The organism is Frankia sp. Mgl5, assembly GCF_023242985.1.
Taxonomy (GTDB): domain Bacteria; phylum Actinomycetota; class Actinomycetes; order Frankiales; family Frankiaceae; genus Parafrankia; species Parafrankia soli.
Genome location: NZ_JALKFY010000713.1, coordinates 1 through 5,684, shown reverse-complemented (window position 1 = coordinate 5,684; position 5,684 = coordinate 1). Strand labels below are relative to the sequence as shown.

At 68.1% G+C, this 5,684-nt stretch carries 9 protein-coding genes; all 9 read right to left on the bottom strand.

Annotation, left to right across the window (positions count from 1 at the left end):
- Positions 1 to 64: 64 nt before the first annotated feature.
- The 9 genes from MXD62_RS26795 to MXD62_RS26765 all read right to left on the bottom strand — a co-directional run bounded on the left by MXD62_RS26795 (position 65) and on the right by MXD62_RS26765 (position 5,488).
- A complete protein-coding gene (locus MXD62_RS26795; protein WP_248832189.1) occupies positions 65 to 544 on the bottom strand; it encodes a transposase in 480 nt (159 codons plus the stop codon).
- The gene (locus MXD62_RS26790; RefSeq protein ID WP_248832188.1) at positions 520 to 741 is read right to left on the bottom strand and encodes a hypothetical protein; all 222 of its coding nucleotides are present in this window, start codon (positions 739 to 741) and stop codon (positions 520 to 522) included. Before MXD62_RS26790 ends, MXD62_RS26795 begins: the two co-directional genes overlap by 25 nt.
- Before the next feature lie 291 nt (positions 742 to 1,032).
- A complete protein-coding gene (locus tag MXD62_RS26785; protein ID WP_308301332.1) occupies positions 1,033 to 1,422 on the bottom strand; it encodes a transposase in 390 nt (129 codons plus the stop codon).
- A gap of 90 nt (positions 1,423 to 1,512) precedes the next feature.
- Positions 1,513 to 2,259 (bottom strand): transposase, encoded by a 747-nt coding sequence (locus tag MXD62_RS26780; RefSeq protein WP_248832187.1) that lies wholly within the window; start codon positions 2,257 to 2,259, stop codon positions 1,513 to 1,515.
- Between the two features lie 324 nt (positions 2,260 to 2,583).
- Positions 2,584 to 3,042, bottom strand: a complete 459-nt coding sequence (locus MXD62_RS38935) for an SDR family oxidoreductase (RefSeq protein WP_285224196.1) — start codon at positions 3,040 to 3,042, stop codon at positions 2,584 to 2,586.
- Positions 3,020 to 3,133 carry an SDR family NAD(P)-dependent oxidoreductase gene (locus MXD62_RS38930; protein ID WP_308301331.1) on the bottom strand — a complete coding sequence of 38 codons (114 nt, stop codon included), beginning with the start codon at positions 3,131 to 3,133 and terminating at the stop codon, positions 3,020 to 3,022. The genes MXD62_RS38935 and MXD62_RS38930 overlap by 23 nt, the downstream gene beginning before the upstream one ends.
- The gene (locus tag MXD62_RS38925; protein WP_251082371.1) at positions 3,124 to 3,402 is read right to left on the bottom strand and encodes an SDR family NAD(P)-dependent oxidoreductase; all 279 of its coding nucleotides are present in this window, start codon (positions 3,400 to 3,402) and stop codon (positions 3,124 to 3,126) included. The genes MXD62_RS38930 and MXD62_RS38925 overlap by 10 nt, the downstream gene beginning before the upstream one ends.
- Positions 3,403 to 3,557: 155 nt before the next feature.
- Positions 3,558 to 5,123 carry an AMP-binding protein gene (locus MXD62_RS26770; RefSeq protein WP_248832186.1) on the bottom strand — a complete coding sequence of 522 codons (1,566 nt, stop codon included), beginning with the start codon at positions 5,121 to 5,123 and terminating at the stop codon, positions 3,558 to 3,560.
- A 98-nt stretch (positions 5,124 to 5,221) separates the two neighbouring features.
- Entirely contained in the window at positions 5,222 to 5,488 is a 267-nt protein-coding gene (locus MXD62_RS26765; RefSeq protein ID WP_248832185.1) for a hypothetical protein, read from the bottom strand.
- Positions 5,489 to 5,684 lie beyond the last annotated feature (196 nt).

The window sequence follows — 5,684 nt, the reverse complement described above, 5'->3', positions numbered from 1 at the left end:
GAACGCCAGCAACGCTGGGGACGCCCACGATCACATGCCGCCTGACCACCGGAAAGGATCACGGTCAGCGCACTAGCGCGTCTTGGCCGAACACCACCGCGAGGCGGTCGCGGGCCGTCTTCGAGGACGGCATCGTCCACCCGTTGACACGCTCGCCGTAGCGGTGCGCCAACTCGTCAACGTCCAGGGTGTCGGCCAGCCAGTCCGGGGCCGCGACCGCGAGGGCCTCCAACGCCGCCCGCACGCTCTCCCCGGCGAGCTCGGTCCGGTTCAGGTCCCGCACCGCGCTGATCACATGGGTGGAATCGGTACGCGCCCGGCCACCAGCGCCGATCAGGCCTTGGTCACGGCAGGCCTCCACGAGCAGGTCGAAGACCACCCGTTCCAGGCCGTGATCGGCCAGCCGGGTCCGGAACCGGGACAGCACCGTCGCGTCGAACCCGGTATCGGTCAGCTCCACGCCGAGCGCGTACTTCCAGTCGATCGCGCGGACCGCCATCGCCGCGGCTTGGCGGTCGGTCAGGTTCTCGGCGAACTGCAGCACCGTGACCAGCGACAGCACCGCCGGCGGCAGACCCGGCGCCCCCGGCGGCCGAACGCGCCGGTGAACGGCTCGTCAACGAACACCTCGGCGAGACGGTCCCGTAGCCGCATCGCCAACGTCCCCCGCGGGAACGCCGCCCGCGCGACCGCCACGGTCTGCGCCGGGATCTCCGGCAGCCCCTTCGGCTGCAACGACATGTGCCCCACCTCCCACGGCCCACGACGCGACCCGGACCGCAGAGGAGATCATGCCGCACCGCGACACCCAGCCGAATTAAGCAGCAGAGTCACCGCACAGGTTAAAGCTCGAGCTCAGACCTAGATCCGCCAGTAGCGATGGCTCGCATGATCGAAGTTTGATGATCTTCCTGTTTCGGGGTTGTCCATGTGGTTTTCGATGGCTGGGCAGAGCGGAAGCCCGGCCGTCGTGCCGGGTCGGCGCCGGGTCCACGGCCTGGGTGGTGTTCCAGGGGTCGGAACGGATCCGGGTCAGAGCGCTGGAGATCGAGCGCGCAGCCGTGTGAGGGCAGTGGTCAGGTGCAGGTCGCGGCCGGGTGGCAGGCGCAGGATCAGCTGGCCGGCGTGTCGGGTGACCCGACCGGGGATGGTGATCAGTTCGTGGCGGAGCCGGTCGGCGTGGGCGCGCCCAGCGCGCTGGGCGAACCCGGTCAGTGTCTGGAGCAGGGTGGACAGCCAGCCAGCGAGGATCGCCGCCCACATCCAGACGGTGTTCACCGGCGGGTCGGCCGAGGGCAGGTGGCGTAGGCCAGCCCCGAGTTTGGCGTCCTTGATCTGGGTCTCGATGTCGGCGCGGCCGCAGAACCAGTGCTCGAGCGCGACGATGTCGGCGCCGTCGTCGGCGGGGATGTTCGTGACGATGAAACTGACCGCCCAGGCATGATCGACGACACCGTCGAGAGCCAGCTGCGCTGGCCTTTCGGGATCGTGCGTCGCCGCCGCGAGCGGGGATCAGCGGAGATCTCGGCGGCGGGGACCTTCACCTGGCGGATGACCATGTAGGTGCCCGGCGGCCAGCCGGCCGGGGCGTAGGCGCTGGTGGCGACCTGGGCGCCGGTCATGTCCCTGGCGCCCGTCCATGCCGTCTCCTCGACCGCGGCGTAGGCCCCGCCACAGAGCGCTGTTACGCGGGGCGACGATCGCGAAGTCGACGCCCGCCGCGACAGCGGTGCGGGCCAGGTCGCCGGTGAAGAACCCCGAGTCCGCGCGCAGCAACGGCCGCGCGCGGACCGCCACCGGCAGGTTGGCCAGGGCCCGGGTCAGCAACCCGGCGGCGCGGGGACGGACGTCGTCGTCACCCGCGAGCAGGTCGGCGGCCAGGACCAGCCCGGTCCGCGCCCACGACGCCAGCAGCGGCCGGCCAGCCTTCTTCTCCTCATAGGTGCGCGCCACCCCGCGTTTGAGGAACCCGAAGACCTCGACATCCGAAGAGTCCAGATCGAGCGTCGGGCCCGTGACCAGCTCCGCCCGGCGCTGCGCGGGCAGCCGGTCCAGCCACCGCGACGCGAGCACCCCGACCGTCGCCTCGATCCCGCCCACTGCGGCCGGCCCGAACCTGGCCGACAACCTCGCCGCCGTCCGTGACGGGGCGAACGGCACCGCCACCAGCGACCCACCCGCCCCGTCCAGGCACAGCCGGTCCAACCCGGATAGGCTCGCCTGCCCCGCCAACTGCGCGCTCGCAAGCCCGACCAGCACCTCACCGCCCGTCAGCCCCGGGCTCGCTGCTTGACCGACCCGATCCGCTCGTCGAGCGTCTCGACGAGCCCGAGCCGGTCCACCAGCTCACTCACCGCCGACAGGCCCGCCAGACCCGTCAACGACCGGTCCACCGGCCCGACCCGAACCCGTGGCCGTTTCCGCGACACAGCCGATCTGCGTAGTCTGTTCACCCTGCGGGTGCCTCTCGTCAGGAAGCTTCGGTTTGGTGTGGTAACCCCGATTCTTCCTGCACGGCAGGCACCCGCTTACGTTCCAGCGATCTACGAACCCCCAACATCACCGGGTACTGGCGGATCTAGGTCAGATCGCGGTCCAACCCCCGTCGACCGGTAGCTCCACGCCGGTGATCCAGACCGATGCATCTGCCGCGAGGAAACGCACGGCGTTGGCGATATCCTGCGGCACGCCCATGCGGCCGATCGGATGAGCCGCAGTGAATGCGGACTTGATGTCATCGAAACTTCCCGCGCCGGCCAGAGCCTGGTTCTTGCGGAAGAACGACTCCGCCATGTCGGTTTCCACGACACCCGGATGGATGGAATTACAGCGGATGCCATAGCCCATCCTCCCACATTCCACGGCCACATCCTTGGTCAATTTACGTACCGCACCCTTACTGGCCCCGTAGGATGATAACCAGGGTATGCCGACCATGCCGGCGACGGAGGAGAGGTTGATGATCGACCATGCCCGGCACGTCCGCCGGGGCGCATCGAGATCACTGCATGCTTGCAACCTAAATAGATAGATAGACACCATCAACATTGACGGCCATGATACGACGGAACTCGTCATGCGACGTGTCGGCGATCTCCCCCATGATCTCGATACCGGCGTTGTTCACCAGCACATCGAAGCCGTCGTAGGTCGCAGGGTGTTTTCGATTGCGGTCACCCACTCTTTCTCGCGGGTGACATCCAAGTCCAGGTAGGCGGCCGTGTGACCAGATGCGCTGATCGCTTCAGCGGTTTCCTTTCCGGCAGCACTCAGTACATCTGTCACCATCACACTGGCGCCGGCGGCTGCGAGAATCCGCGCACACTCGGCGCCGATGCCGCGGGCGCCACCCGTTACCAGCGCCACCTTGCCGTCGAGGCGAAATTGATCCTTGTCGCTCATCCGTTGTCTCGTCGTCCAGTTCGGAATTGACTTTACCGCTGTCTCTGCGCGGCGGATGGTCGTGAGCTAGATCTGTATGGTGATGCATGCACACTCGTGGCCTTCGCGGCATGCGGACTGCGTCCGCCACGTATCCGACGTAGCCGTGGTGGGCCTCAATTGACTGATCGCGTCCTGCCCTTCCAGTACCTCGTGCGAAGCTCCTTCTTGTCGACCTTGCCGACCGGCGTCGACGGGAGCGCATCGACGAAGTGCACGACCTTCGGCGCCTTCACCGAGCCCAGCGCCACCTTGCTGGCTGAGATGATGTGGTCGGCGTCGACCCAGCCCGGTTCGGCCGGGATGACCACCGCACACACCGCCTCACCCCACTTGTCATCTGGAATGCCGATGACGGCGCAGTCGCGGACCTCGGGCAGTGCCAAAATGGCCGACTCCACCTCGGCGGGATAGACGTTGAACCCGCCGGTGATCACCATTTCCTTCTTGCGGTCGACGATGTAGACGAAGCCGTTCTCGTCGAGGTAGCCGACGTCGCCGGTGTGGTGCCAGCCGAACGTACGGATCGCCGCAGTGTCCTCCGGACGATTGTAGTAGCCGGATGTGACGAGGCGGCTGCGGACTACCAGCTCGCCCCGCTCACCGGGCGGCAGAAGGTTACCCTGGTCATCCATCGCCTCCACCTGGCAGGAAAACGTCGGATACCCGCACGACGCGAGCCGCTCCGGGTGGTCTCCCGCGACGGCGGCGGCCACCTGCTGAGGCGAGAGGTAGGTGAGCAGCATCGGCGCCTCGGCCTGCCCCCAGCACTGCGCGACGCACGGACCGAACACCGTGACGCCCTCGCTGAACTTGTCCGGCGAGACCGGCGCGGCGGCGATCAGCAGCATCTTCAGGCTGGAGCAGTCGCGGGGCCGTGCCTTCTGGCCCTCCAACATGCGGTAGTATGCCGTCGGCGGAAGAAACACATGCGTGACGCCGTAGCGCTCGATGCGGCCCAGCGTGTCCTCGGCATCGAAACCCGGGCGGATGACCACCGTCGCGCCTTGGGCCGCCAGGATGACCGCCATGACGCCGGCCGCGTGCGTGATCGGCGCCACCATGAGGTTCACCGGGTGCTCGGACGCCGGCCAATGCTGCGTGGACAGCTCGATGAGGTTCGCGAATACGTCGTTGGTCCAGATGACTGCCTTGGACCTGCCCGTCGTCCCGCCCGTGGGCCAGGTAGCGCACACCGCGGTAGGTGCGCCGAACGGGTCGCTCCAGTCCGGTATGTCCACCCCGTCGCCGGCGGCGAGGACATCGGCCATCGACTCGGCGCCGGCGAACGGTTTGTCCAGGCAGATGACGTGCTTGAGGGTGGGCACGTGCGCACGGATCTCATCTACCTGGTCGGTGAAGCGTGAGTGCAGCAGCAGCCACCGCACCTTCACCTCGTTCATGAAGTCCATCGTCGCGCTCAACGCGTTGAGGTGGTTGAGCGGTGCCCAGGCGCCGCCGGCCCTCCAGAGGCCGAGCATCCCCAGCAACCCCTCGCTGACGTTCGGGGCCAGCACGCCGACCCCCTCGCCGGGGGAGAAGCCTCGCGCGTACAGCCCGGCGGCCAGCCGCCGCGAATGCCGAGCGGCCTCGGCATAGGTCACGTTGCCCTCATCGGAGACGATGAAGAGACGGTCGCCGTTGCGCTGTGCGCCCTTGTCGAAGTAGTCGATGACCCGCATGGGGGCGTCCTTCCTGCCTTGGTCAGGTGTGCTCGAGAACGGTCATGGAGCCACCCTTGGCGACCTGGAATGTGGTGCCGAGCTCCGCGGCGAGCTCCTCATCCGGCCTCCAGTAGGAGGTCGGGTCGAGGTTGCCAGCCGCGGGCCCCGACCCGCTCCGGCGCCTGCGCCACCGGACGGCTGGGATCGTTCATTTTCTCCGCGCCGACGGCCAGCGCCGCCTCGCCCTGATCGGACAGCACGTGCTTCCACGCCTCGTGGAACGCCTCCGACCCGCTGACGCAACCGGCCTCCACGTTGACGATCGGAAGGCCAGCGGGCAGCAGGCCTTCCTGCGCAAGCGCGGCCGGGCGACATAGCGGCATTCGTCCAAGCTGTCGTCCATGGCGCTCACCGTCACCACGCGGCTTCGCCGAGTGCCATGATTCGGGCGACGACCGTCTCCGGGGAGGCGTCGGCCGGGATCTCCCCGAACCGGAACCGCCGCTTGGCTGCCGCCTCGGCGAGCCGGGCGCCCTCGGCCGTGTCGGCCCACAGGGCAGGCGGGAGCCCTCCGCCGTA

Excerpts from the sequence above, each read along its gene's own strand:
- MXD62_RS38935 (WP_285224196.1), bottom strand. The coding sequence starts at position 3,042 with ATGGTGTCTATCTATCTATTTAGGTTGCAAGCATGCAGTGATCTCGAT.
- MXD62_RS38925 (WP_251082371.1), bottom strand. The coding sequence starts at position 3,402 with ATGAGCGACAAGGATCAATTTCGCCTCGACGGCAAGGTGGCGCTGGTA.
- MXD62_RS26790 (WP_248832188.1), bottom strand. The coding sequence starts at position 741 with ATGTCGTTGCAGCCGAAGGGGCTGCCGGAGATCCCGGCGCAGACCGTG.
- MXD62_RS26770 (WP_248832186.1), bottom strand. The coding sequence starts at position 5,123 with ATGCGGGTCATCGACTACTTCGACAAGGGCGCACAGCGCAACGGCGAC.
- MXD62_RS26765 (WP_248832185.1), bottom strand. The coding sequence starts at position 5,488 with ATGCCGCTATGTCGCCCGGCCGCGCTTGCGCAGGAAGGCCTGCTGCCC.